We start from the raw sequence: 25287 nt of genomic DNA, 5'->3' as shown, positions 1-25287 counted from the left end.
GTGAAGCGTGACTCAGCCCAGCAGCGCGATACCCGCCTCGGTCTTTAACCAGCGCGGCGCTTTCAATTGGTCGGCAAAATATGCGGTCAGTTCAAATAACAAATCGCTCATGATGCGCGCTGATTTTGGCGACAACGCGCCGCTAATCAATAACTGCGTGATTTCTTCACAGTAAGCGCAAAGCTGATCCGGTTCGAGCTCAAACACGGGTTCGTTTGCAGGCAGCGTGTCTACCGTTAAATAGTCCATCAGATGATCAGGAATCGGCTCCCTGAGCGTTGAGCGGAGCAGGGCGAGACAGCTGGCGAGCCGACCACACAGGGCGATTTTTCTGGCGGGATCGGTTTCTTCTACCATCGCTTCACAAAAGCGCTCGCAACTGTCGGCGAGGTCGGTGAAATCGGTGGTGTGATCGAATGGCGTGGTGAGCAATGCATTGCTGATATTCATTTGGTCGCTTCCATTAAGTGGTTTATTCACCACCACCTGAAATGCCAATTTCATAGGTGGTGGGACTGAACGGAGTTGGCATTACCGGCCTTAATGAACACCGGTGCGTCTTACGACGCCCCCGCCCAGCCCACCATTGAGATGCAGCTAGACGCACAGCGTAATTGAAACGTTACGCCGCCATTAAGTTTAACCGGGATGCCAATCCCGACGCCAGATTTTGCTGGCGTGGGGAAACATACGCCTCCGATAAAACAGAAAAAAGAGGGGGGGAGGGGAGAAATTCAGTCCTGCGAGGCGGCTTCAGGAAAAATGTATGATGTTGCATTTCCCCTCACCCTAACCCTCTCCCCAAAGGGGCGAGGGAACCGTACGGAGCAGTTTATGGCTACAGCGATCGCATAGGTAATGTCAGTAACCATCCCGAAGCGATGCTCTTGTCCGGCTGTAAATCGCTGAGTCGTTGACCAGAGGCCGGGGCGACGCGCAGGGATGCGCGGAGAGGGCGCGACCTGCATGGATGCAGGATCGCGCCCGACCCGAAGCCGGAGGGAATAAGACGAAGGTATCGCGTAGCGACGATTTTCTTGCCGGGAGCCCGGGTTGCCAGGGCGGCGGCGATTGAGCCGCCATGGCACGTTCACCGGTTCCGGAACGGATAGAGAAGCACCGGTTTGGAAGTGAACGGAATTACCTCCTGAGCTACATGGGAGCCACCAAAACTCACCGCTCTCTCAGCGCCTCCTTCGCTCGGTTAAACGGCTTAATCATATAATCCATCACCGATTTCTCGCCGGTTTTGATATCCACCGTGGCGATCATTCCTGGCACAATCGAAAACTGCCGTCCGGCCTTGTTGGTTAAAAAATCCTGCGTGGTGCGAATAAACACCCGGTAATAGAACACTTCCGGCTTGGCTTCATCCTGAATGGTATCGGGCGAGATCGTTTCAACGACCCCATGCAAACCACCGTAAATCGCGTAATCGTAGGCGGTGATTTTGACCAGCGCCTTCTGGTTAGGATGGATAAATGCAATATCACGTGGCGACAGGCGGGTTTCAATCAGCAGGTGATCGTCCACCGGCACGATCTCCATCAGTTCGCCGTTAGGCGGGATGACGCCGCCGATGGTGGTCACTTTGATGTTTTTTACGATCCCGCGCACCGGGGATTTTACCGTCAGGCGGGTAACGGAATCTTCACGTCCTTTCAGGATGGCAGACACCATATCCACTTCCGCATTGGCTTTCGATAAGGCCTCGCGCGCCTGCACGTAATATTGCGAGCGAACGTCGGTGAGCTTGAGCTCCAGATCGCTTTTTTGGCGCTGCAAACGCAACTCTTCCACGCGGCTGGCGGCACCGGTTTTGACCAGCCGTTGAGTAATCGAAAGCTCTTTATTGGCAAGACTTAGCGCCGATCTCAGTTCGCGCTGTGTATCGTCAAGCTGCGCCCGGCGCGAGGTATAGAGCCGCGTTTCTGCGGCAATCAGATCCGGCCATTTTTGCAGGGAAGAGGGGAATTTCAGCGGCTGGTCGTTCACTTCTGCGGTCAGACGTATGCTCGAAGCCAGCGACGCACGATACCGTGCCGCGCTCTCGCCGACGTTCGATTCAGAACGTGTAGGATCGAGTCGCGCCAGCACTTGCCCCGCCTGCACCTGATTGCCTTCACGCACGTTGAGTTCGGTAAGGATACCGCCGTCGAGCGACTGCAAAACCTGCTCGCGCGAGCTGGGGATCACTTTACCCGTACCGGTCGAGACTTCATCCAGAATGCCGAACCACGCCCAAACGCCCACCACGATAAACAGCAGCAGGGAGAAGATCACAATGCTGCGCGCACCGCTGTAGCCGCTCTCGGATTCAAGAGCATTGTCCAGGTCATCCATGGCGGCAACTTCACGCTGACTGATTTTCATTTTTCCACTCCCGTCCGGTTGCCTGCTGCTGTTGCTGCATTCGGCTGTTGCTCAGCGCCTGTGCTTTTGGCGCGTCCATGACCAGCATGCCTTCTTTGAGTACCACCACGCGCTCGACCAGCTCCAGCATCGGCACGCGATGGGTAGCGACAATCAGGGTGCGGTTACCCAGCCACTCGCCCAGACGCTGGATAAACTCGCGCTCGGTGTGTTCATCCAGCGAGGCGGTGGGTTCATCGAGCAGCACGATATTGGGATCGCGCAGGAACATGCGTGCCAGCAAAATAGACTGCCGCTGGCCGCCGGAAAGCCCCACGCCGTTTTCCATAATCGGGTAATCCAGCCCCTTCGGCAGCTTATGCACAAAGCTCGCCGCACCACACATCTCCAGTACCGCGAAGATCTCTTCGTCGGTGGCGCGCGGCATGCCGAGCGTGATGTTCTCGCGCAGCGTGCCGTAAAACAGCCGCGCGTTTTGAGTCATAAAGCCGACGTTGCGGCGCAGATCCGCCACGTCCAGATGCGGCAGGCTGAGATCGTCCAGACGCAGCTCGCCGCCCGCCAGATCCATGCCGCCCGCCATGGCCTGCAAGAGGGTCGATTTACCCGCGCCGTTACGTCCGAGGATCGCCACTTTCTCGCCAGGCTTGATCTCAAGACGGTTAATGCGTAGCGCCATACGCGGATCTTCCGGGTGATAGCGAAACTGTGCCTGTTCGAACAGGTAGTGACCGCGCAGCACGTCCTGGCGGATCGGGGTTTCTTCGCGTTGATTCTCAGTCGGGAGCTGCATGATGCTGTCCAGTCCTTCTTTCGCCGCTTTGACCTGCTGCCAGCGGGCCAGCACGCCGCACAGCGTGGCCATTGGGGCAATCATGCGCGAGGCCAGCATGGACGCCGCCACCACCGAACCGGTGGTTAACGTGCCTTCGATCACCATCGGCGCGCCGACGACGATCACCCCGGCGTACACCAGGCTCTGAATCGTCATGCCCCAGCTGATCAGGTTCTGCGTCAGTTCGCGGGTCTTGAGGCCGGACTCAGCGGTTATCTGGATATAGCTGTTCCACTGCTGCAAAAAGCGGTTTTCGGCCTGCATCAGCTTGATGTCCTCCAGCCCCTGCACGCTTTCAACCAGCACGGCGTTGCGTAGGGTGGATTCGTGGGCAGATTGCTTCGCCAGCGCAGCGAGCTTCTTTTGCAGCAGCAGGCCGGGGAGGACCATCAAAACGGCGGCGACCGGGGCGATCCACGCCAGCTGCGGGGCGATGATCGCCAGCACGACCACAAACAGGAAGAAGAACGGCAGATCGACGATGGTGGAGATGGTCGAGGAGGTCACCATCTCGCGGATCTGCTCCAGCTCGCGCAACTGGGAAATAAAGCTGCCGGTGGAGCGGGGGATCGCGCTGTTACGCAGGCGCAGCGCGTGGCCGAAGACCCGATCCGAGACGCGCAGATCGGCACGCTTGCCGAGCAGATCCATGATGTGTCCCCGCGCCACGCGCAGCACAAATCCGAACAGGGTGGCGATCAGCACCCCAATCGTCAGAACGTATAGCGTCGGGTAAGACTGTGCGGGGATCACCCGGTCATAGACCTGCATCGAGAAAATAATCCCCGACAGCGACAGCACGTTGATAAACAGCGCCGCCAGCATCACCCAGGTGTAGGGGCGTAGATCGCGCATCACCAGGCGATAGAGCCAGTCGGGGCGGTACTTCGAGATATACGCATCGACGCGGCTGTCTTTTAGCGCCGCCAGCGGACGCAGGGCGACCACGTGGAGAATGTTGGGCAGCAATGCGCTCATTGAGACGCGGTTGGTATGGGTGGTGGAGTCGATAAAGCTAACGTCGAGGGTATCTTCGCCATCGAAATGTTCGATAACGCCGATTTTGCCGTCGCGTAGCGCAATGACAACCGGCAAGCGCCAGCTGCCGATCGACTGCTGGCTGGTCGTCAGAAGCTGGAACGACAGCCCGGCCTCGCGCGCCAGCTGGGTCAGCGCGGGCACCATCGGTTTGCCTTTCAGCCACGGCGCGCCTGCTATCAGCGCGCCGGGGGAGCAGGAGACCCGGTAGCGAGTCGCCACGTAGCCAAATGCCTGCGCCCAGTGTTCCAGCGCCTCATCCGTCATGTTTTCGCCCTGCGGAATGTCGGTTGGCTTCATGGCTGGATCTCCACGGTCTGAATGGTGCGGTTTTCAAGACTGAATGAGTGACGCAGGCGACCGGTGTTGTACAGGCAGTTGAGCTGGAGCTGATGCAGCTGTCCGGCGGTCTGCTGCTGGGTGAAGCGCGCCTGATAAACTTCCTGTTCGGCGTTGAGCACGTCGAGCAGCGGACGAGTGCCGAGGTCGAGATATTGCTGTTGATAAAGCTCGCGGGTGCGGGCGCTGAGCGCTTCCTGACGCGCCTGAATTTGCAGCGTGCTGAGCAGGCTCATTATCTGGCTGCGCGACTCCATCAGTTTTTGCCGCACGTCGAGGCGCGTGCGCTGGATGGTGGATTGTGCCGCCTCAACGGCATGACCCGCCGCGTTGCGCCGGGCAGTGAGTCCTCCGCCCTGGTAGAGCGGCATCTGCACTTTTACCCACGCGGAATATTGGGTGCGATCCAGCGAATCGTTGCCCGAATATTTGTCGTTCAGGTAGTGGCGCACTTCCGGCTCCAGCGAGACGGTTGGCGTCATCTGGGCGTTGGCGTAATCCAGATTAGCCTGCGCGACGTTGGCCTGTGCCCAGGCGGAGAGCACCGCGGGCACCAGACGATCGTCCGGTTCGGCAATGTCGCAGCTGCGCGTGATGTTATCGGGAAAGTCGTTGCTGATAGTGTTCAGATTATCCCAGCCGAGATAGCTCATCAGCGTGGCGCGGGAGCTGTCGAGGTTGGCCTGATATTGCATGAGCTGGGCGCGCGCGCCTTCAACACGGGCATCGGTTTGCACCACGTCAGACATTGACGTCGCGCCTTCGTCGTTACGCAGGCGGGTCAGCCTGCCGATAGACGAGAGCGCGTCGAGCTGTTCTTTGGCGGTGTCGACCATCTGCTGCCAGGTCTGCACCTGCACCATCGCGGTGGCGGTGTCGTGGGCAATGGTATCAATGCTCACCAGCACGTTGGCCTGCTGCTGGGCAACCCCGGCATTCTCGGCGCGTACCTGGCTTGCAACCTTGCCAAAGTCATACAGCATCTGTGAAAGGGAAAGCACCAGCGACGGGGTAAAGCCGTTGTTGTCGCCGTTGTGGGTGTAGCCGTTATCCATGCCCGCGTTGATCTGCGGATAATATTTGGATTTGGCGACATCCACCTGTTCAGTTTGTTGATAGAGTTTGCCGACGGCTTCGCTGATAGCGGGATGCCAGCTTACCGCGCGGTTTACGGCATCGCCCATTAGCAGCGTGCCGGGTGCCGCTTTGTTGGTGACCGGCGCGACGCGGCCATTCAAAGAAGGGAGTTCCTGAGTGTCGCTGAGTTGTCCGGTATTAATGATCGCAGCAGAATTTGCCGCGACGGCGGGCACAGATATCAGGCAGCACGAGAGCCACCAGCAAGGCATCTTATTTCCCATGTCTTATCCCTAATAAAAAAATTTACCGCTTTATGGTTATGCCCGGGCGCTGTGCGCCCGGGTCATTGCTGCTTTGCTATCAGGTAATGATGTGATGCTGATTCACTAACTCGTCGTAGGTGGTTTGCACGTTGTCGAGCGTCACCAGTGCAGTATTAGTGTAGGTGGCTCCTGCGCCATCACGGTCGATAGAGATCACAGTATTGTTACCATTCGTGGTGACGTGCAGATAATTACCCAGCGTTGATGACTGCCCGTTCCACCCCACCAGCAGATCGCCGATATCAATTTTATCTCCCTGAGACAGCGAGAAATTGGTCCAGTGATCGCCGGTACTGTTGCCCGCCGTGGCGTTACCCACGGTGTTGTTCAGCACCTGGTAAATCAGCGTATCGGCATACGCGGTGCCGGTGATGGCATCGTTATGCTCGGAGCTGATGAACTGCGGAGCCATGTTGATGGTCAACGTTGCGCTGTCCGTTTTACCGGTCGCATCCGTCAGGGTGTAGTTGAAGACCTCCTTCGAGGTGATGCTGGCGAGCGACACCCCGGTATTCATGGTGTAGGTGTAATGCCCATCAACGCCGATGTTGAGCGTGCCGTAATGACCGACAATGGTCGCTGAGGCGGTGGCGGTGACGTACGGATCCAGCGTGGTGGTCACGCCGTTATAGCCGGTGATGCTCAGGCGAGTATCGACCGAATGCAGTTGGTCCATCGCGCCCTGCGAATCGGTACCGTCATAGATATTGCCGTTAACGGTATGTCCGCTGGTGGCGTCGAACTGGTTCAGCGAATAGCTGGTGCCGGTGACGCTTGGAGTAATGGTGATTTGCCCCAGCGCCAGGGCACCCATTTTACCGGTGTAGCTCAGGGTATAGGTGCCCGCGTCCAAATCCAGGCCCGTGAGGTTAAAGGTGGCGCTGGTACCCAGCAGCGCGGCTCCGTTGAAAGAGCCCGTTCTGACGGTGGTCGAGCCGTTAGTGATCGCCCAGTCCACCGTTAATCCGCCAAGGGCAAGCACAGACACCACGTTGAAATTCAGCACCACGTTATGCAGCGCCGTATTAGGATCGACCACGAACGTGCCGCTGCCGCTACCCTGCGTGGCGGCCAGCAGTGCGGCGTTCCACTGCGCCTGCCCGACGGTGGTATCCGTGTAGGCCGCCGTGTGGTGAACGGAGGTTACGTCCATTACGCTACTGACGTCGTTAACCGCATCCATGGCCCGCGCGGTCGGCGTGATGTTCAGCGATGCCGTATCTTTATCACCGTTCGGTGCCGTGATGGTGTAAACGAAGGTATCCGGCGTTCTGATGTGGTCCGCTCCGACGCCACTGCGCAGGGTATAGGTGTAGTCGCCCTGGGCATTGATGGTCAGCGTGCCGTATTCTCCCTGAATGGTGGTGATGCCGTTAGCGTTCACCGCGACGCCATTCACCTCGGTAACGACGGTGCCCTGCGGCGCGATGTCGTCCGCCAGCACATCCCCGGTGGTACTCGCCCCCACGCTCGACACGCTATAAACATGGTCCTGGAGCACATTGAGGGTATAGCCCGTCAGCGCGGTGATCCCCGCTGCCGTATTGAGCAGGAACAGGTATTCACCGGCCGGCAGGTTCAGCGTCAACTGTGATGAGGTCCCGCCCAGCAGCGGAGCGCGCAGCCAGCCTGGCTGTACGCGCATCTGCTCGAAGGTCTGGGTCGCATCGTTGAACTTATAGACATAAAGATCGAACACCGATGCCAGCGCCACGCCGCCCACGGACGCCTGAATCGTCATGGTGCGGGTGGTGCCTTCCTCAACGCTGTAAACAATCGGATTGCTCAGATCGTCCAGCAGGTTCAGGCCCAGCGTGTTGCCGAGATTAACGCCCACTACGGTGAAACCGCTCTGGGAAGAGGTGCCGTTGTTGATGACGTGGACGCTGGTGTCGTAGGTCAGCGAACCGGTGTCATCTACTGCCGTCACGCTGTTGGTTACGGTGTTTGCCCCGAGCGAAATCACCAGGTTTGCCGAGGCGCTGGCCCCGTTATGCCCGATGGTGTAGGTGAAGCTCTCGGTGCGGCCCAGCACGGCGGCGCTGGTGTTGGTCAAGTTGTAGGTGTAGCTGCCGTTCAGGTTGATGGTCAGCGTACCGTATTGTCCCTGAATAACCGTACCGTCTGCCGTCACGTTGACCGTCTGCCCCTGTGCGTTGGTCACGGCGGTGACGGTGGTGCCCGCCGGGGCGTTATCGCTACCGGTGGTCGGGTCGGTATCCAGAATAACGTTCCCGGTCTGGCTGGTGATGCCAGTAACGGTACCGACGCTGGTTTCCGTCACGTCCACATCGAGACTGGTGTAAGAGCCGGTCGCCAGCAGATTCGTGTTGTAGCTCAGGACGCGGTATTGGCCGTTTTCCAGCCCGTTCATATTGAGCGTCACGCCGCCTGCTCCGAGCGTCAGCAGGTTGGCAAACTGTGGCAGACCGGTATCCACCACCGTAGTCCAGGTGTTGTTGGTGGCATCCCAGCGCTGAACCACCAGCTCCAGGGTGTTCAGCAGTGTCAGCACCGCTCCCGTGGCGTTCGCATTAATGGAAATATCCGCGCTGCCGCCGTTGCTGACGGTGAACCCGACCTGCGCCGTGTCGTTACCGAGCAGCGTCAGCACGTTGTTGAGCGCGCCCACCAGCAGGAAGCCGTAATCACTGTACTGCGCGTTAGTGACCGTGGCGGTGGTGCTGATGTCCAGCTCTTCAACGTTGCTGCTGGCCGACAGCGGAACAACCGGTGCCAGCGCCGAGCCGTTCGGTGAGATATTCCCGGCGGCATCGGTGGCGGTAAGGGTGAGCGATTGTCCTTCCGTTTGTTTATTCAGGAAGGTGTAGCTGTAAGTCCCGCCGCTGTTGGCCGTGGTCGTCACCAGCGAACCATCCGCCAGACGAATCGTCACGGTACTGCCCGCTTCGGCGCTGCCGGTTAAGACGCTGCCGTCGGCGTTGAAGGTCCCGTTTGGCGCATTCGGCGCAATGGTATCGACGATAACGGATGTCGGCACGGAAACCGGTCCGGTCCCGGTGCCGTTGGTGGCCGTGGCGGTAAACGCATGCGAGCCTTCGGTTAATACCGGGGTGGTAAAGGTCCAGCTACCTGTACCGCTTGCGGTCACGGTGCCCATCGACACGCCGTTGTTATACAGCGTGACGGTGGAGTTTGGCTGCGCGGTACCGCTCAGCGTTGGCGTGGTGTCATCGGTGCTCTTACCGTTGAGGACGTTCCCGGTGATGGTACCGGCATTGTCATTCACGGTGGTGATGATCGGCGCGTTCGGCAGGGCGGTAATCGGCGCGACGATGGACGATGTCAGACCTGCGTTACCGGCCTTGTCGGTTGCAAAGGCCAACAGCGTTTCATTGTTGGTCTGCGCTGGCGAAATGGTGACGTTAAAGCTGCCGGTACCGTCTGCCGTTGCCGTTCCCAGCACCGTGCCGCCACTGGTGGTAATGGTCACGGTACTGCCCGCTTCGGCGGTACCGGTGACGTGCGTACCGTTGGTGACTACCGCCAGATTGGTCGGCACGGTCGGTGCGGTGAGATCGACCGTAATCGAGGTGATGGATGATGGCGCACTGACGTTACCCGCCGCATCCGTCGCCGTAGCGGTGAAGTTGTGCGTCCCTTCGGTCAGCGAGACGTTGGTCTGCGGTAACGTCCAGCTGCCGCTGGCATTTGCAGTCACCGTGCCGACCAGCGTTGCGCCGTCGTAGATATTGATAATGGCGTTAGGCTCGGCGGTGCCGTTCAGCGTTGGCAGCGTATCGTTGGTGGGATTGGCACCGATAACCGGGCCGGTGACGGTGCCAATATCATCCACCACGGAGGTGATGACCGGGGCGTTTGGCGCGGTGGCATCAACGTTCACGACAAAGGCGGTCGTCGCACCGCTGGCGTTGCCCACCGGATCGGTGGCGGTGATGGTCAGCGGGTGCAGGCCGTCTGTCAGGGCGGTGGTTGGCGTAAAGGTCCAGGTACCATTGGTGGCGATAACGCTGCCGATTTGGACGCCGTTATCGAAGATTTTCACCGTCGAGCCGGCTTCTGCGGTACCGGTAAGCGTTGGCAGGGCATCGTTAGTGAGCTGGCCGCTGTTCAGTACCACGTTGCCGCCCACGTCATCGGTCACAGTTAAGAGCGTCGGAACCGGTGGCGGCGTGAGGTCAATTGTCAGGCTGAAGGACGCTGACGGAACGCTGTTATTGCCCGCAGCATCTGTCGCCTGTGCGAATAAGGTATGCGGGCCTGCCCCAAGCGGGGTGGTCAGCGTGACTTCCCATGCGCCGCTGGCGTTGGCGGTGGTGGTTCCCAACAGCGTGACGCCTTCATAGATACGCACAATGGCGTTGGGTTCACTGGTGCCGGTCAAACGCGGCAGGGTGTCGTCGGTGGACTGCCCACTGCTGAGCGAGCCGGTGACGGAGCCCTGATCATCGATGGCCAGAGCAATGACCGGTGCCAGCGGTGCAACCGTATCGACAATCACCGTAAAGACGGCTGACGGCGGGCTGACGTTGCCTGCCGCATCGGTTGCGGTGGCAGTCCAGGTGTGGCTACCGTTCGCCAGCGTCGTCGGGGTGAAACTCCATGCGCCGTTGCCGTCGGCCAGCGCGGTACCCACCTGAACGCCGTTTTCATAGATGATGATTGAGGCGTTAGCGGCTGCCGTGCCGTTAAGCGTAGGCGTGGTGTCGTCAGTCGTCTGACCGGATGTGACCGGGGCCAGAACGGTGCCGACGTTATCCGTCGCGTTAACGATGGCCGGGGCCAGTGGGGCTATCGTATCGACCGTCAGGGCGAACGAGGTTGGGGTGGTGTTGGTATTGCCCGCCGCATCGGTGGCGGTGAAGGTAATGGTATGCGCCCCGTCTGCCAGTGGATCGGTCGGCGTAAAGGTCCAGTTGCCCTGGGCGTTCACGACCGCGGTGCCAATCGGTTGACCATCGTTCAGTACGGTGATGGTCGCGCCAATCTCGCCAGTGCCGTTAAAGGTTGGACGGTTGTCGTTGGTGTTGGCTCCGGTCGCCAGCGTGCCGGTCACCGGACCCACGTCGTCCAGTACGGTGGTGATGACTGGCGCATCTGGGGCCGTGGTATCCACCGTGAAGGAGAATACCGGAGAGTTGGTTGAGACATTCCCCGCCGCGTCGGTGGCATTCACCCTGATGTTATAAGGACCGTCGGTTAGCCCGCCCGGGGTAAATGTCCAGATGCCGCTGCCGTTGACCAGCGCGGTGCCGATTTCCACGCCGTTGTTGAGAATGTGGACGGTACTGCCCACCACGCCGCCGCCGGTCAGCGTCGGCGTGGCATCGTTAGTGACCTGTCCGTTGGTCAGATCGCCCACCGCGCCGCCCTGAACGTTATCGTTAACGGCGGTCAGGGTTGGAACGGCTGGCGGCGTCAAATCGACGATCACGGTATAGGCGTTAGACGCGGTGCTGACGTTCCCCAGCGGGTCGGTCGCCACCACGGTGAAGGTGTGCGAGCCTTCGGCCAGCCCGGTGACCGGGGTGTAACTCCAGGCTCCGGTGCCGTTAGCCACCACGGTGCCTACCTGGATACCGCCCTCAAAGATGGCGACGGTGCTGTTGGCCTCTGCCGTTCCCGAAAGCGTTGGCGTGGTGTCGTTGGTCGTGCCGTTGGTCGGCACATTCCCCGTGACGGTGCCGACGTTATCATCCGCGCCCACAATCACTGGCGGGGTGGAAACGGTATCGACCACAATCGTGAACGGCAGTGATGGGTCGCTGACGTTGCCAGCCGGATCGGTCGCCGTAATGGTCAGCGCGTGGCTGGCGTTGCTGAGTGCGCTCGATGGCGTAAAGCTCCATGTGCCTGTTGCGCCGACCACTGTGCTGCCAATAAACGTTTCATTGTCATAAATTTTGATGGTATCGCCAGCCGTTCCTGTTCCGCTGAGCGTAGGACGATCGTCGTTAGTGGCCTGACCGTTAATGAGCGGCCCGGTGCCAGGGCCGACGTCATCGGTGACGGCACCAATGACTGGCGTTGCCGGTGGCGTAAGATCGATGGTGACGGTCGCCGCAGGCGATCGACCGCTGGTTTCGCCACCGAGCGTCGCCGTGACTTCAAAGCTGTGCGCCCCCGGCGTCAGTGCCGGGAGGGTGTAGCTCCAGGCACCCGTAATGGGATCGGCAAAGACGGTTGTCAGCGGAAGCAGGATGCCATCAAGGTAGATGGTGATCAGGCTGCCGGCCTCTGCCGTACCGGACAGGGTAGGCGTGGTGTCGTCAGACGTCTGGCCCTTGACGTTGCCCGTCACCGGACCGACATCATCGGTGATCGCGAGAATGATCGGCACGTCAGGCAGATCCACCGGGGAGTTAACCACGGTGAACTCGGCAATCGGGCTGACGTTGCCTGCCGCATCCGTGGCGGTGACGTCCAGCGTCGAGGCCACCGTCTGCGCAGGACTCAGTGCGATCGAGAACGTCCCCCCCGTCGCCACGCCGGTGCCGATAATATTGCCATTGCTGTCACGCACAATAACGGTTGAACCCGCTTCGGCGTTACCGGTCAGCGGCGTACCCTGAAGCGTCAGGATCATGTTGGTTGGTTCAGCCGGAATACCGGTATCGACCGTGACGGTGACGTTTGAACTGCCAGACAGGTTGCCCGCTGGATCGCGTGAGGAGACCGCGATAGTGTGCGGATCGTCGGATAACGCGGCGGTCGGTGTCCAGGTCCAGGTGCCGTTCGGCTGCACGATCGCTGTGATCGGTGACGCGGTGCCGTCCACGGTCACGATGATGGTGGCACCAGGCTCACCGGTCCCGGTCAGGGTTGGCGTGCCGTCTTTGGTGTAGAGCACGCCGTTTGCCAGCGTGCTGTCAGAAATGGCATCTATTTGCGGAATGGTCGGGGCCAGCGTATCCACCGTGACGGTGAAGACCGGACTGAGCGTACTGACGTTTCCGGCCTCGTCGACCGCGGAAACGGTGACCTTGAGCGGGCCATCTGCCAGCGCGGTTCCCGGCGTCCAGGACCACTCGTTATTGATGACCACAACGCGGGCAATTTCAACGCCGTTATTATAAATCACCACCGTATCGCCTGTGACGCCCGTCCCGCCTATCGTCGGCGTATTGTCGGCGGTGGCGCCACCATTCTGTGCGGCGCCAATGGCGCTGATAACCGGGGTAGTAGGGGCTTCGGTATCAACCGTTACCGCGATCGGTGCTGACGGCGCGGAGACGTTTCCGGCTTCGTCCGTGGCAGTCGCGGTGAACTGATGCGAGCCTTCGGCAATCGCGGTACCGGGACGCCAGCTCCAGTTACCATCGCCGCCGACCGTGACGCGACCGACTTCGCGAATGCCTGCCCCGTTTGGATTGTCGTAAATCACGATCACGTCATTTGCCGTGCCGGTGCCGCTGAGAACCGGACGCGCGTCGTTAGTGCTGTCGCCGTCGGCAACCGGGCCGGTGATTTGGTTCACGCTGTCGGTGACGATCGGCGTATCAGGCACGTCTGGCGCAACGGTATCAATGTTGATGGTGACCGGTTGAGACGGGGCGCTTTCGTTGCCCGCGCCGTCTTTGTTGGTCACGGTGAGAGAGATATCGTAACTGCCGTTGGTCAGTGCCGGAACTGGTGTCCAGCTCCACTGGCCATTGGTGTCAATAAGGACATCGCCCGGCTGTTTTACGCCATCAATGTAGATGGAAACCGTATCGCCTGGGATACCTGTGCCGCTGATAACCGGCGTGGTATCACGCGTGGTTTCGCCTGGATTGAGCGGTGTGCCCGCCGGATCGTTGTCTGGGTTGACGGTGACGTCAGGAATCCCGGGCGTGGTGGGGGCAACGGTATCGATAACCAGATTAAACGAACCGGAGGTCGAGGCGTTCCCGGCCGCGTTCGTCGCGACCACGGTTAGCGCATGGTTGCCATCGGTCAACGGCGTGGTGGGGGTGAAGCTCCAGCCGCCGTTACCATCAAGCGTGGCGGTCCCCAGCAGAATGCTACCGTCATAAACGGTAATGATGGTATTGGGTGGGGCCGTGCCTTGCAGCGTCGGAGTGGTATCGTCCGTTGGCGTGTTGCTGGCGATCAAGCCTTGCAGGTCACCTGCGTTATCGGTGACGGAACCAATGGACGGTGCGGGCGGAATGGACGTGTCGACGATGATCGTAAAGCCGCCTGAAGGGGCACTGACGTTACCGGCTGTGTCGATCGCCGCGACCGTCAAACTGTGTGAGCCTTCTGGAATGACGACGGTTGGTGTGTAAGTCCATGCGCCACCGGCATTGACCAGCGCGGTGCCTATCTGCGTCCCGTCCAGGCGAATGCTGATGGTCGCACCCGGTTCACCGGTGCCGTTAAGCGTTGGGCGATTATCGTTGGTGGTTTCGCCGGTATCGAGCGAGCCGGTTCTGCCGGGAACGTCATCGACAACCTGAGTAATCACCGGCACCGCGGGTGGTGCGAGATCGACGGTGATACTCCAGCTGTTAGACGTGCCGCTGGCATTGCCGCTATCGTCGATGGCCGTGGCGGTAAAGACGTGGCCGCCTTCACGGACATTTGCCGGTGGGGTAAAGCTCCAGATCCCGCTGTCAGGAACGATCAGCGTACCGATCTGATCGTTGCCGCTAAAGATATAAATGCGAGTGCCTGCTTCGCCGGTGCCCTGAATAGTCGGTGTGCCATCGTTGGTCAGGCCGCCGTTAGGGATGGGCCCAGTCGTATTCAGCACGTCGTCAACGATGGCCGTGATGACCGGAGTTTGTGCCGGGGTGATGTCCGGGGCATCGACCGATGCCGTCGGCCCGGTATTGAGTGCTTTATCGGTGGCATCGGCCGTCAGCGTTTCACCGTTCAGCTGCGCCGGGGTGATGGTGACGCTAAAGTTGCCCGCATCATCCACCAGCCCAGAGCCGATCTCGATCCCATCCGGGCCTTTGATGCTGACGGTGCTGCCGGGTTCGGCGGTACCGGTTACCGTTGTGCCATCATCTGAAACGTCAAGATTACCAGGCGCAAGCGGATCGGTGGTGTCAGGCGCATCGGCAATACCCGGCTGGCTGGTATTGCTCGCGCCGTCGGTCGCCACCACCTGCAACACTTCGCCGTTGGTTTGCGCCGGATCGATAGGCACCGTGAAATTACCGTTGCCGTTCGTGGTTGCCTGACCGATGACATCGCCGTTTGGCGCTTTTACCGTGATGGTGCTGTTCGGTTCTGCCGTACCGCTGACGCTGGTCCCGTCGCCGGAGACCACCAGATTACCCGGAGGATTAGGGGCGGTGGTGTCTGTCGCCACGGTTGTCGCCGGAATACTGGTATTTCCCGCCGCATCAGAGGCGACAACTGAAATCGTCTGCCCATTGGTCTGGGCTGGGGTCAAGTTGATGATGAAATTACCGTTACCATCCGTCGTGCCGGTGCCGATCGGCCCGCCGCTGCCGTTGGTAATAGTAATGGTGCTATTCGGCTCTGCTGTGCCCGTCACCTGCGTTCCCGCTGGGTTGAGCGTGATGGCCGGTTGCGCAGGCGCAACCGTATCAACGATAAAGTTGATCGGCAGGGACTGCCCGCTCTGGTTACCCGCCGCGTCAATTTCGCGCACGGTGACCGAGTGCGCGCCTTCAGACAGCGGGCTAGTCGGTGTCACGGCCCAGGTGCCGTTGGCGTTGACGTTGATTCTGCCGACCTCAACGCCATTATCGTAAACGATAATGGTGCTGCCCGGCTCACCGCGGCCCGTCAGTCGCGGCTGGCTGGCATCGGTAGTTTGCCCGGCGGAGACTGCGCCGCGAATCGAACCCACTTCGTCATTGACCAAAAAGGCGCTCGGTACGGTGGGCGCGGTGATATCGACCACCACGGTAAAGGCCGGAGACGCAGGACCAACGTTGCCCGCCACATCTGTGGCGCGAACGGTTAGCTGATGGCTGCCTTCGCTTAAATTGACCGACGGGGTGAAGCTCCAGCTGCCGTTAGCCGCAGCGGTGACCGTCCCAATAGCTATGCCGTTGTCGTAGATAGTGACGCTGGCACCGGCTTCTGCCGTGCCGGTGAGCTGCGGGCGTTGATCGTTGGTGGTGCTGCCGTTGGTGAGTGGTCCGCTTACGGGATCGACATCGTCAGTGACGCTGGCGATAACCGGTGCTGCGGGGGCGACCGTGTCCACCACGATGGTGATACTTGCGGATGGCGGGCTGGTATGGCCTGCCGCATCAGTGGCGGTGCTGGTCAGCGTATGGCTGCCGTTAGCCAGTGCGTTGGGCGGCGTAAAGCTCCAGTTGCCGTTGGCATCGACTTTAGTGGTGCCAATTTGCGTGCCGTTATCGTAAACCGTAATGGTCGTTCCAGCTTCGCCGATGCCGCTCAGGGTAGGGCGTGCATCGTCAGTGCGCTGACCATTTTCCAGCGGCCCTTGCTCGCCACCCACGTCATCATTGACGATCAGAATGTCTGGTGCATCCGGCACGCTTAAATCGGGCGCAGTGACATGACCGTCTTTACTGATATTGCCCGAGGGGTCAGTTGCCGTGGCGGTGATCTGTTCGCCGTTGGTCAACGGTGTACCCAGTTCAATGGTGAATGTGCCGTCGCTGCCGGTTTTACCCGTCCCGACCAGATTACCGTTGGCATCTTTTAGCGTGATGGTGCTGCCCGGCTCTGCTGTCCCGGTGACGGTGGTGCCGTCCGGCGAGAACTGAAGATTGGTCGGCGCGTTTGGCGCGGTGGTATCGGGATTGTTTGGATTGCCGGGGTTCCCTGGGTTACCGGGATTGCCATTGTCATCGTCTCCGCCACCACCACCACCACCGCCGCCACCACCGGCAGCAAGGGCAATGCCGCCTGCAACGGCCAGACCACCCAGCGCCCAGGGCCAAATTGCGCCACCGGCATCATTACCTGACGACGCCATCAGGGCATCTATTGATGAAATGGCCTCATAATGTTCTGCTGCTGTGGGGTCTTCAATCCACCATAGCGCGCCGTTGTCCTCTTCCAGAACAAGCTGGCTCGCGCCCTGAGCGTCACCGACGTAAAAACCCTTGAGCGTAATCACTTCGCCGCTGTGCAGTGTCACCAGCAAATCGTTACCGTTACGGGTGTAATGTGAAATATCGGCCCGGCCAACGTGAAGCTTCACAATAGAAGAGTGGCCCAGAGTAACCTGAGTACCTTCGGTGGTGGTTTCCACGCCAGTAAGTTTCGAGATAACAGAGATTTGGCTCATATTCTTATTACTCCCAACAGATTTGTCATGAAATGGCGTGCACGACGAAGCCATCACTTTTCTGCGGGTAAAGAGCGCCCCCGGCGGAGTTGCTGTTTATTAAAACAGGACTCACCGTCAATATCTTCAGAGCGGCCGATGCCCGCCAGCATATCGAGTGGCTACATCAGGTTAATCAAATTATTTGCTGTGGATAACGTTGTGTTTGGCGTTTTTTGTGTTATATAAGGCCCTGTGATTTATAAAGATATTAATTTAACGGTCTAAAAATGATATAGCCAGAAATAGACAATTAAGCAAATTAAGCCTTGGTAAATTAAAAGTAAGCTTCTCTTCACTCATCTAATTACTCACACTTTTCGTTATTTGCTGAATCGACGGTGGCCGCGCCGTTGCTGGCCTGGCGTTATTTTTTATTATTGTGACTTTTCTCTTTTCTGGGCTATTTAATCGAAGATATATTTATACTGATATTATTTGTGTGGGTATTTAATTCAGGTGGGCTAACGCGGTCATTAAGGCGGAGTTAACTTACTTTGCATATGATATATTATGTTTGTTACCGTTATAGAAATTAAGACTGGCGACTTAATTATATTCTGCTATTAGATTGTGAAGTTAATCTTCATTTAAATGTGAATTAAACTTACCGCATCTTTTTACGCGTCTGGATACGACATAAGGATGATTTTTTGGGCTGGGGGCATTTTACGATGAATAGAAAGGGCTGCTCGGACGTTTACACCACGTTCGCCTGACTCACATCCACCCAGGAGTAGAAAATGACCGCTCAGTCCCTTACCCGAATCGCTACTGCTCGCTATCTTACCCTTTCGGTGCTGTTATTTATGTTGCAGGTACCTCAGGCTCTGGCGATGGGCAATAATGATACTGAAAGTAAAACGCCAGATTGCCCTGCCGGGCAGGTGTATGACAGCACCAGCAAGCAGTGTGTCCCGGAGAAAACGGGCAGCCTGAGCGATCAAGATAAAACCCATTATGCCTATCACCTCGCTAAGAAAGGGGAGTATCAGGCAGCGTTGAATATGCTGGATACCCTGAAAAATGGTAATACCGCCGAGGCCTGGAACTATCGCGGGTATGCCACGCGTAAGCTTGGACGCACAGATGAAGGCATTGGTTATTACCAGCGCTCGCTGGCGCTTGATCCTCGCTACGCGAAAGCACGTGAATATCTGGGAGAAGCGTGGATGGTGAAAGGCCGTCCAGACCTGGCAAAGGATCAGCTCAAGGTGATTGCCAGTATCTGCGGTCAAAGCTGCGAAGAATATCGCGATTTACAGGCGGCCATTGACGGGCACCCGGAATCCTGACGAACAGAACGAGGAATGACAAATTACGACCAGTGACGTTCGCCAACAGCTGGCTGCACATTTGACGCGTTTATGGCGTTACGGGCTGGTATTGTCCCGCAATCGGGATATTGCCGAAGAGTTGGTGCAGTCGACCTGCGTACGCGCGCTCGAAAGGAGCGCGCAGTACACGCCCGGCACGCGTATCGATCGGTGGCTGTTTTCGATTCTGCATTCCATCTGGATATCCGATCTGCGCGCTCGCCATGTGAGAATGGGGCAGGGATTTGTGACCAGCGATGAGCTTATCGCCCCGGATACCCGCCCTCAGGACGACGATCGTCTCCATTATCAGAAGATCATGCAGCGGGTGAGTGCGCTTCCGGAAGCTCAGCGCAATACCGTATTTTTGGTTTATGTTGAAGGATTTACCTATCAGGAGGCGGCTGAAACGCTATCGGTTCCGATCGGCACGATCATGAGTCGACTGGCGACAGCAAGGGCGACGCTGGCAAAATCAGCCGATGCCCGGCCTGCGGCAAAGGAGAAACGCTTATGAAATCGCACCGTTTTACCCCCCCTTATGATGACGAAGCGATAGTCGCCTGGCTGGACGGGGCGATGAGTCACATCGACGCGCTTAAGTTTGAGGAGCGGCTCAGAAGCGACGAACAGTTGTCGGGGCGCACCGCCGAGCTGATGAAAAGCAATCAGGATTATCAACGTGCCTTTGCGCCTTTGCTTGCTGAGGCACCGTCCGCGCGAATGCAGGAGAAACTGGAGGCACATCTGGCGGCTAACCCGGTCGAGCGTCCTGGCGTAAGCCGGCGTTCGCTGATTGCGGCCTCGCTCAGCTTTCTAGTCCTCGGTTCTGGGCTGGGTTATCTGGTGCGGCCATCGGCAGGCGCGCTTAACGAGACCGCGCATATTCGCGATCTGGAGGCGCAATATATGTCGCTTTACAGTGCCGAGACGCTGCTGGACGTGGACAGCTCATTGCCCGTTATCCAGCGCGGCCTGGCCCGAACCGAACAAGATATCGGACTCGCACTCAATGCACAGCAGCTTGCCCTGCACGGCGCGGAACTGAAGATGGTTCGCATGTTGCGTTACGACAGCACCTCCATCGCTCAGATAGCCTGGATTCATGCGGATTTTGGCCCGATGGCACTGTGTATTTCCCCGCTCGAACAGGCGAGTCATACCGGTATCAACAGCGAACAACGGCACGGCATGAACCTGGCGTGGTGGAATTATCGGGATTATCAGTTTGTCCTGATCGGACGCAACCCTGTGGACCAACTCCAGCAGAGCGCACAACGTTTGCAGGCCGCGCTTTCATGATGTCGGCTGGGCTTTGGCCTGAATATCAATATGAATAGCGATGCGGTCATCCACGACTAACGCGAATTTGTCCATATGGTAGGCGGAACGCGAAATGGCGGTGTTGGCGTGCAGCGACAGCGTATTGGCTGCTTTGTGTTCTTCGAGCGTGGCTTCAAGGATGACCGGGCGCTGGATATCTTTGACCGTGAGCGAGCCAAATACCCGAAAATGGCCATTCCCCAGCGTGACGACGCGAGTGCTGGTAAAGACAATATTGGGGTAGCGTGCGGCCTCAAAAAACATGTCACTTTTAAGCTGCCAGGTGAGCAGTTTGTTGGATGCAACCAGCGTTGCAACAGGGATGGTCACCTTGATGCGATCGTTAAATTCATTGTCCGGATTCAGCGTAACGTCCCCTGTTACCCCATTCAGATTGGCCCAGGAAAGGATGCCGCCAAAGGCGTGCCACGACAGTTTGATCCCGGTGTTATCCGTATCGATGACGTAGCTTGTGGACGAAGCGTAGAGCATCGGACAAAACAGGGTGGTTACGAAGAGTAAAATCAGGCGTGTCATTGGGGATCTCCATTATGCGGTCAAGGTGTAAACGCATGGAGACGAAGATTTATTCGGATAATTTTTGCCGTGAGGGCAATAAAAAAGGCCGCGAAGGCGGCCTTTTGAACGAGAGAACAGGGGTTATTCAGTGACTTTCTTTTCCAGCGACTCAGCGCCTTCTTTGGTCTTATTCCAGCCTTTCTCAGTACCTTCTTTGGTGGCATCCCACCCTTTCTCGGTACCTTCTTTGGTTTTGTGCCAGGCCTTCTGAGAATCTTCGCTTACTTTACTGCCAAAGCTTTCGCTTTTGCCTTCAGCGGCGTGTTCAGATTTCAGCTTCAACTGTTCGCCTTTGTGCTGCTCTTCATGCAGTTTTTGTTTAGCGTTGTTCGCGTTTTCATTCGCGGCGGCAACGGTGTCGTCGGTTGCATGTGTGGTTGCGGCCAGAACAGGGGTAGCCAGCAGAAGTGTAGAGAGTGCGATAATTGTCGTTTTCATAATATCCTCAACTAACGTTATTCATGTTATGAGCGTGATTAAGGATGGCATGAGCGAAGCGGCAAGGCTCTAGGAAAAAACTGTAAGTGGATCAAGGACGTTTTTTGCACATTTTGAAAGGCGAGATTCACTATCGGCTCGTGATGAATATCTCCGGCATGGTGGGTCGCGATGGTTGAGCGTTCGGCTACAACGTCAACCCGAGGATGGCGTTAACCACAGATGACGTCATAAACACCCCACCCGTAATTAAAAACGTCAGCTCTTTTCGGGTGGCCGCAAGCGTGAGCATGACGACGCCAATGACAAAGAAGGGAATGGCAACGATGCTGAAGGTGTTCATGTAAAGCCTGTGATTGATGACCTGAGAGTGCAAACGATCCTAAGATGGAATGGGCGGGGAGAATAGCTGTTAAATTTGATGGGGCGGATCGCTGTTATGACAACGATCCTGGTTTATCGCGTGGTGCGCGCCTACTCGTCGTCACGCTCGCGGATGGCGCGCTGACGTTCATAGTATTCGTCTTCTGCGGTGATGATTTCATCCATCAGTGAATCCATATCCACTTCGTGAGCTTCTTCGACAAACAGCCCGGTGAGGGTGATTTCTGGAGTGAGCTTCCCATCTTCATATATCGCCCAGATCTCTTTCGCATAGCGCGTCTGCAACAACTGCGGAGCAAACTGACCGTAATAAGCGGTGATGTTGTTCACATCACGTTCAAACATGGATTCAGCATGATTGTTCGCCGCTGCGTCCACCGCCTGTGGCAGATCGATAATGACCGGCCCGTCGGCATCCAGCAGTACGTTAAACTCCGAGAGGTCGCCATGCACAAGGCCTGCGCACAGCATGCGCACGATGTTGCGGATCATCGTCTCGAAATCCGCCAGCGCTTGTTCTTCTGACAACGTCACATCGCTAAGACGTGGTGCTACCGAACCATCAGCGTCTGTGACCAGCTCCATCAGCAGCACCCCGTCAATGCACAGATAAGGCTGCGGCACGCGCACCCCGGCATTGGCGAGGCGGAACAGCGCATCGACTTCCGCCGTATGCCAGGAGTCTTCCTGCTGCTTGCGGCCGAACTTAGAGCCTTTCTGCATCGCGCGCGTATTGCGGCTGCTGCGGACCTTGCGGCCTTCCTGATACTGCACCGCCTGCTTAAAGCTGCGCTGCGAGGCTTCTTTGTACACTTTCGCGCACTGGATCTTGTCACCGCATAGCACGGTGTAAACGTCGGCTTCTTTGCCGCTTTTCAGTCGCTGGAGGACATCATCGATCAGACCATCATCGACCAGCGGTTGGATTCTGTTTGGGATTTTCATGCGGCATTTATACCTTATTTCAGGCGCTTTTCGTATACCTAAACGAAGATCATTCTTACTGAATTGAGGGATATCTTATCGGATTTAACGGGAAAAATCACAGGCACAAAAAAGCCCGCAGGCTTGCGCCGAACGGGCTTTCAGGACTTCGTATCAGGCTCTGGTGACCATCAACAAAGGATTTTGGTGGGCTGGGGGAATCTGAATAAATTTGTTATATATATAAATTAAAAGGATTTTTACTAATTCAGATTTCAGGTGTGTACCTAAACGTGTACCAATTAAAGGATCTCAGGTTCAGTAACCTTGCTCCAGCGGAGACTACTTATAGACTTAAATTTTGCTATACCTAGCTGATTGCGCTCATTTCTTGACTTTGAACCAGGTGCTATCAGAGCTGCGACTACTTCATTTCGTGATGCTTCATACATCTCAAAAGCATCATAATTTTCATCAAGCAAAACTAAAAGAACAGAATCAAATGGCTTTGATATATCAATAGCACCTATTCTCGCAGAAACTTTCTTTGGATTAGGCATGTAACGACCTTTTATCTGAACTCTGTGTTCTTTCCCGTTAAGAATTTCAATCGCATCGTATCCAGACTGACGAGCCGAGCATAGCGACAATCCCAGAAGAGTTGCTGCTTCATATTCTGCTATTTCGCCGGTGATCCCGAGAGGTTTATTCGTTAGCTTGTAATATCTCAGTGCCACATCTTTTGCTTCATTTAGTATGTTTATAATTTTATCGTCGCAATTCGAAAGCAAAGTAGTTTCCACAAAACGCCCTTAGAATTTGGCTTGCTAAGTTATGAACTAATGCGCTGTCCTGATGAGGTCGTTAGTCAGCTTGGAACTGACCTTGAAGTAACACAGCAACATCATACGCAAAAAAAGTTTTTTTGCATTTAACTGTTCACACTGTTCACCTCGATTATTTCCCATTTTAAATCATGATGTTAAAGGGTGATGAGTTGGTGAAGAGTGAACAGTCGACTCTTCACCTTTGTGATTTTTGCGCGCGCCGGGTCAGGCAACGGGGGGGGGGTAAAAAGTTTTTTTAGGTTTTACTGTTCACTCTGTTCACCTTCCATTTTTATACAATGATTTCATGGTGTTAAGTGGTGAACAGATGGTGAAGGGTGAACAGTCGATTGTTCACCGTCACAGTAATGGAGTATCAAGCCCCCTGACAGCTACAATCGCTATATGATTCATTTCCGATGCTATTCATTTCTAAAGAGACATCTGATGTTTTCGCTAATCGCTAAATTATTCTCTAAAGCTGACGCAAATAGTTCTGTGAGCACTTCCGGCATCCTGGATTATGAAAAATTGATTCTGCTTGATGCTGAGCGCCTTGCTGAGCAGGGTATCGCTGACGCTTATCAACTGCTACTGCCTACACTCAGGGAACATGTCGCTCGACCCGCTGAAGTACGTGAGATTCTGGATGCTGATTTGCCAGCCTATACAATTCAGTGCAATGGAGAGGAGTATATTGTCTATTCCGCTTCGGAGCCCGGTACGGAAGTGCAAAGCTGGGGACGGGCAACCTTTTTCCTTTTTCTTATTGTTAATAAACAGCTCAAAGGTACAGGCATACAGTTTTATGCAGTAGATGGAGGTAACAATTTAGCAGGGATTTTTCTTTCTCAAGAGCAAGCCCTGCTGGCACAAGCCGCGATAAATAGCAGGACTGACTGGCCGTATATTCCAGAACTGAATGAGCCACGGTATGGTCAATATCATTGATTCGCAGATTTTATGATGCCAACTATTTCTACAAAAATCTTTGAGGTTTAACCGTTCTCTTTGGCGCAGCAGAATAATCAGGAAGAAAAAGACCGGCGACTGCCGGTCTGAGTGGGTTATGTCGCTGCGGACTCATCGCACTTCGGCAGCCAGTCGCCGTTGCTGTCCTCCCTGAGCGTCAGGTTGGTCTGTGTCCCCTGCTTGGTGTGTCGCTTGTCATAGTTCAGCCCGTACTCTTTGAGCATCATCGGCAGCCCCAGCCCGAACATTTTCAGGCTCAGTACATGCTTGTAACCGTTGGCCTCCATATAAACCAGATAGGCGTGATAGAGATAATTACGCGGCTGTCGCGGGATGATATTGGCATTCCCCATAAACATCCCATTCGTCTGCGGCAGTGCCTCCAGATAGCCGCAAAAATCGAATGTCGGGTCAGCGTCGCGCTTGATGCTGAGTGCCTCGTCGGAGTTCTGCTGTGACTGGAGCAGCGTGCGCGCCGTCATTGGGTCGCTGAACTGCTGCATAAGCTGGCGCACAATGACGGCCAGCTCGCATGCGATTTTGTCCTTAAGCTGCGGGTCGCGCTCCTCCGGCGCAATCTGCTCCGGGAAGTGGATGATGACCCGACGACGGGACACGCCGCCGCTGCGGTCGGTGAAGCGCATCGGGTTATTGTTCACGGCCAGAATTACCGCCGGAATATGAGTGGAATAGGGGTTCTGGTACTTCGGGTCGACCGACACCGCATCGCCGCCGGTGATAGCCTTGAGCCCTGCGCCGTCACCGCTCCATTTCTCCTGGTCAGGCAGGCGTATCAGCGAGAAGCCAATCAGCGCCGCGCGTTTACGTGGGTCTTCCAGCACATCAATGTCTGCCGACGTCGCATTATCTTCGCCGGTCAGCAGGGTCGCAATTTCGGCCAGAATACTTTTTCCGCTCCCGCCGGGGCCGGTGACTTCGAGAAAGAGCTGCCAGTCGTAGCGGTTCGCCAGCACCATAAACAGGGCGGCGAGTATCACATCGCGTTTTTCAGCGTTGCCGCTGGCCGCGCGGTCGAGCCAGCGCCAGAAGTTTGGCGCGTGGGTTTCCAGCGTTTCCCCCTCCACCGGCGGGGTAAAGTCCACGTCGCACAGTGTGCGCAGCCAGTGTGATTTGCTGTGTGGGCTGAACACACCGGTGAGGGTATCGAGCACGCCATTGCGAAAGCCAATCAGACGACGCGATGGGGCGGCCTGCTGGGGAATAATCAGTTTCAGGGTGTCGACCACGGAGGCAATTCTCCCCGACGAGAACGGGGCGCGCA

General features: G+C 56.9%; 15 protein-coding genes. 4 read left to right on the top strand and 11 right to left on the bottom strand.

Features of this window, described 5'->3' with window-relative positions; translation table 11 throughout:
• Positions 1–12: 12 nt before the first annotated feature.
• From AC6EMZ_RS17280 to AC6EMZ_RS17260, 5 genes are all read right to left on the bottom strand, one after another.
• Entirely contained in the window at positions 13–450 is a 438-nt protein-coding gene (locus AC6EMZ_RS17280; protein WP_498404002.1) for a hypothetical protein, read from the bottom strand.
• Between the two features lie 723 nt (positions 451–1173).
• Entirely contained in the window at positions 1174–2343 is a 1170-nt protein-coding gene (locus AC6EMZ_RS17275) for a beta-barrel domain-containing protein (RefSeq protein ID WP_498404195.1), read from the bottom strand.
• Between the two features lie 10 nt (positions 2344–2353).
• The gene (locus AC6EMZ_RS17270; RefSeq protein ID WP_498404000.1) at positions 2354–4546 is read right to left on the bottom strand and encodes a type I secretion system permease/ATPase; all 2193 of its coding nucleotides are present in this window, start codon (positions 4544–4546) and stop codon (positions 2354–2356) included.
• Entirely contained in the window at positions 4543–5946 is a 1404-nt protein-coding gene (locus AC6EMZ_RS17265) for a TolC family outer membrane protein (protein WP_498403999.1), read from the bottom strand. The genes AC6EMZ_RS17270 and AC6EMZ_RS17265 overlap by 4 nt, the downstream gene beginning before the upstream one ends.
• A gap of 79 nt (positions 5947–6025) precedes the next feature.
• Complete coding sequence (locus tag AC6EMZ_RS17260) at positions 6026–17203, bottom strand: BapA/Bap/LapF family large adhesin (RefSeq protein WP_498403998.1); 11178 nt, start codon at positions 17201–17203, stop codon at positions 6026–6028.
• A gap of 848 nt (positions 17204–18051) precedes the next feature.
• Here AC6EMZ_RS17260 and AC6EMZ_RS17255 point away from each other — a divergent pair.
• The 3 genes from AC6EMZ_RS17255 to AC6EMZ_RS17245 are packed head-to-tail and all read left to right on the top strand — an operon-like array spanning position 18052 to position 19860.
• Positions 18052–18537 (top strand): tetratricopeptide repeat protein, encoded by a 486-nt coding sequence (locus tag AC6EMZ_RS17255; protein ID WP_498404194.1) that lies wholly within the window; start codon positions 18052–18054, stop codon positions 18535–18537.
• 22 nt (positions 18538–18559) lie between these two features.
• The gene (locus AC6EMZ_RS17250) at positions 18560–19075 is read left to right on the top strand and encodes a sigma-70 family RNA polymerase sigma factor (protein WP_498404193.1); all 516 of its coding nucleotides are present in this window, start codon (positions 18560–18562) and stop codon (positions 19073–19075) included.
• On the top strand, positions 19072–19860 hold the full coding sequence (locus tag AC6EMZ_RS17245) for an anti-sigma factor family protein (RefSeq protein ID WP_498403996.1): 789 nt from the start codon (positions 19072–19074) through the stop codon (positions 19858–19860). Before AC6EMZ_RS17250 ends, AC6EMZ_RS17245 begins: the two co-directional genes overlap by 4 nt.
• Here AC6EMZ_RS17245 and AC6EMZ_RS17240 read toward each other — a convergent pair.
• From AC6EMZ_RS17240 to AC6EMZ_RS17220, 5 genes are all read right to left on the bottom strand, one after another.
• The gene (locus tag AC6EMZ_RS17240) at positions 19855–20418 is read right to left on the bottom strand and encodes a YceI family protein (protein ID WP_498403994.1); all 564 of its coding nucleotides are present in this window, start codon (positions 20416–20418) and stop codon (positions 19855–19857) included. The two genes, AC6EMZ_RS17245 and AC6EMZ_RS17240, sit on opposite strands and share 6 nt — an antisense overlap.
• A gap of 123 nt (positions 20419–20541) precedes the next feature.
• A complete protein-coding gene (locus tag AC6EMZ_RS17235; RefSeq protein WP_498403992.1) occupies positions 20542–20898 on the bottom strand; it encodes a KPN_00521 family repetitive protein in 357 nt (118 codons plus the stop codon).
• A gap of 187 nt (positions 20899–21085) precedes the next feature.
• Entirely contained in the window at positions 21086–21241 is a 156-nt protein-coding gene (locus AC6EMZ_RS17230; protein WP_498403991.1) for a hypothetical protein, read from the bottom strand.
• Between the two features lie 131 nt (positions 21242–21372).
• Positions 21373–22227, bottom strand: a complete 855-nt coding sequence (locus tag AC6EMZ_RS17225) for a PA4780 family RIO1-like protein kinase (RefSeq protein WP_498403989.1) — start codon at positions 22225–22227, stop codon at positions 21373–21375.
• Positions 22228–22508: 281 nt separating this feature from the next.
• Entirely contained in the window at positions 22509–23009 is a 501-nt protein-coding gene (locus AC6EMZ_RS17220) for a DUF6998 domain-containing protein (RefSeq protein ID WP_015960106.1), read from the bottom strand.
• Positions 23010–23480: 471 nt separating this feature from the next.
• Here AC6EMZ_RS17220 and AC6EMZ_RS17215 point away from each other — a divergent pair, with 471 nt between their 5' ends.
• Positions 23481–23984, top strand: a complete 504-nt coding sequence (locus AC6EMZ_RS17215) for a hypothetical protein (protein WP_498403987.1) — start codon at positions 23481–23483, stop codon at positions 23982–23984.
• Positions 23985–24100: 116 nt separating this feature from the next.
• Here the strand turns inward: AC6EMZ_RS17215 and AC6EMZ_RS17210 are convergent.
• On the bottom strand, positions 24101–25287 hold a 1187-nt coding region (locus AC6EMZ_RS17210), incomplete at its 5' end, for a DNA primase family protein (protein ID WP_498403985.1).

The sequence above is a fragment of the Enterobacter sp. SCRI0065 genome (assembly GCF_059766475.1).
This window is presented reverse-complemented; position numbering and strand designations above follow the sequence as displayed.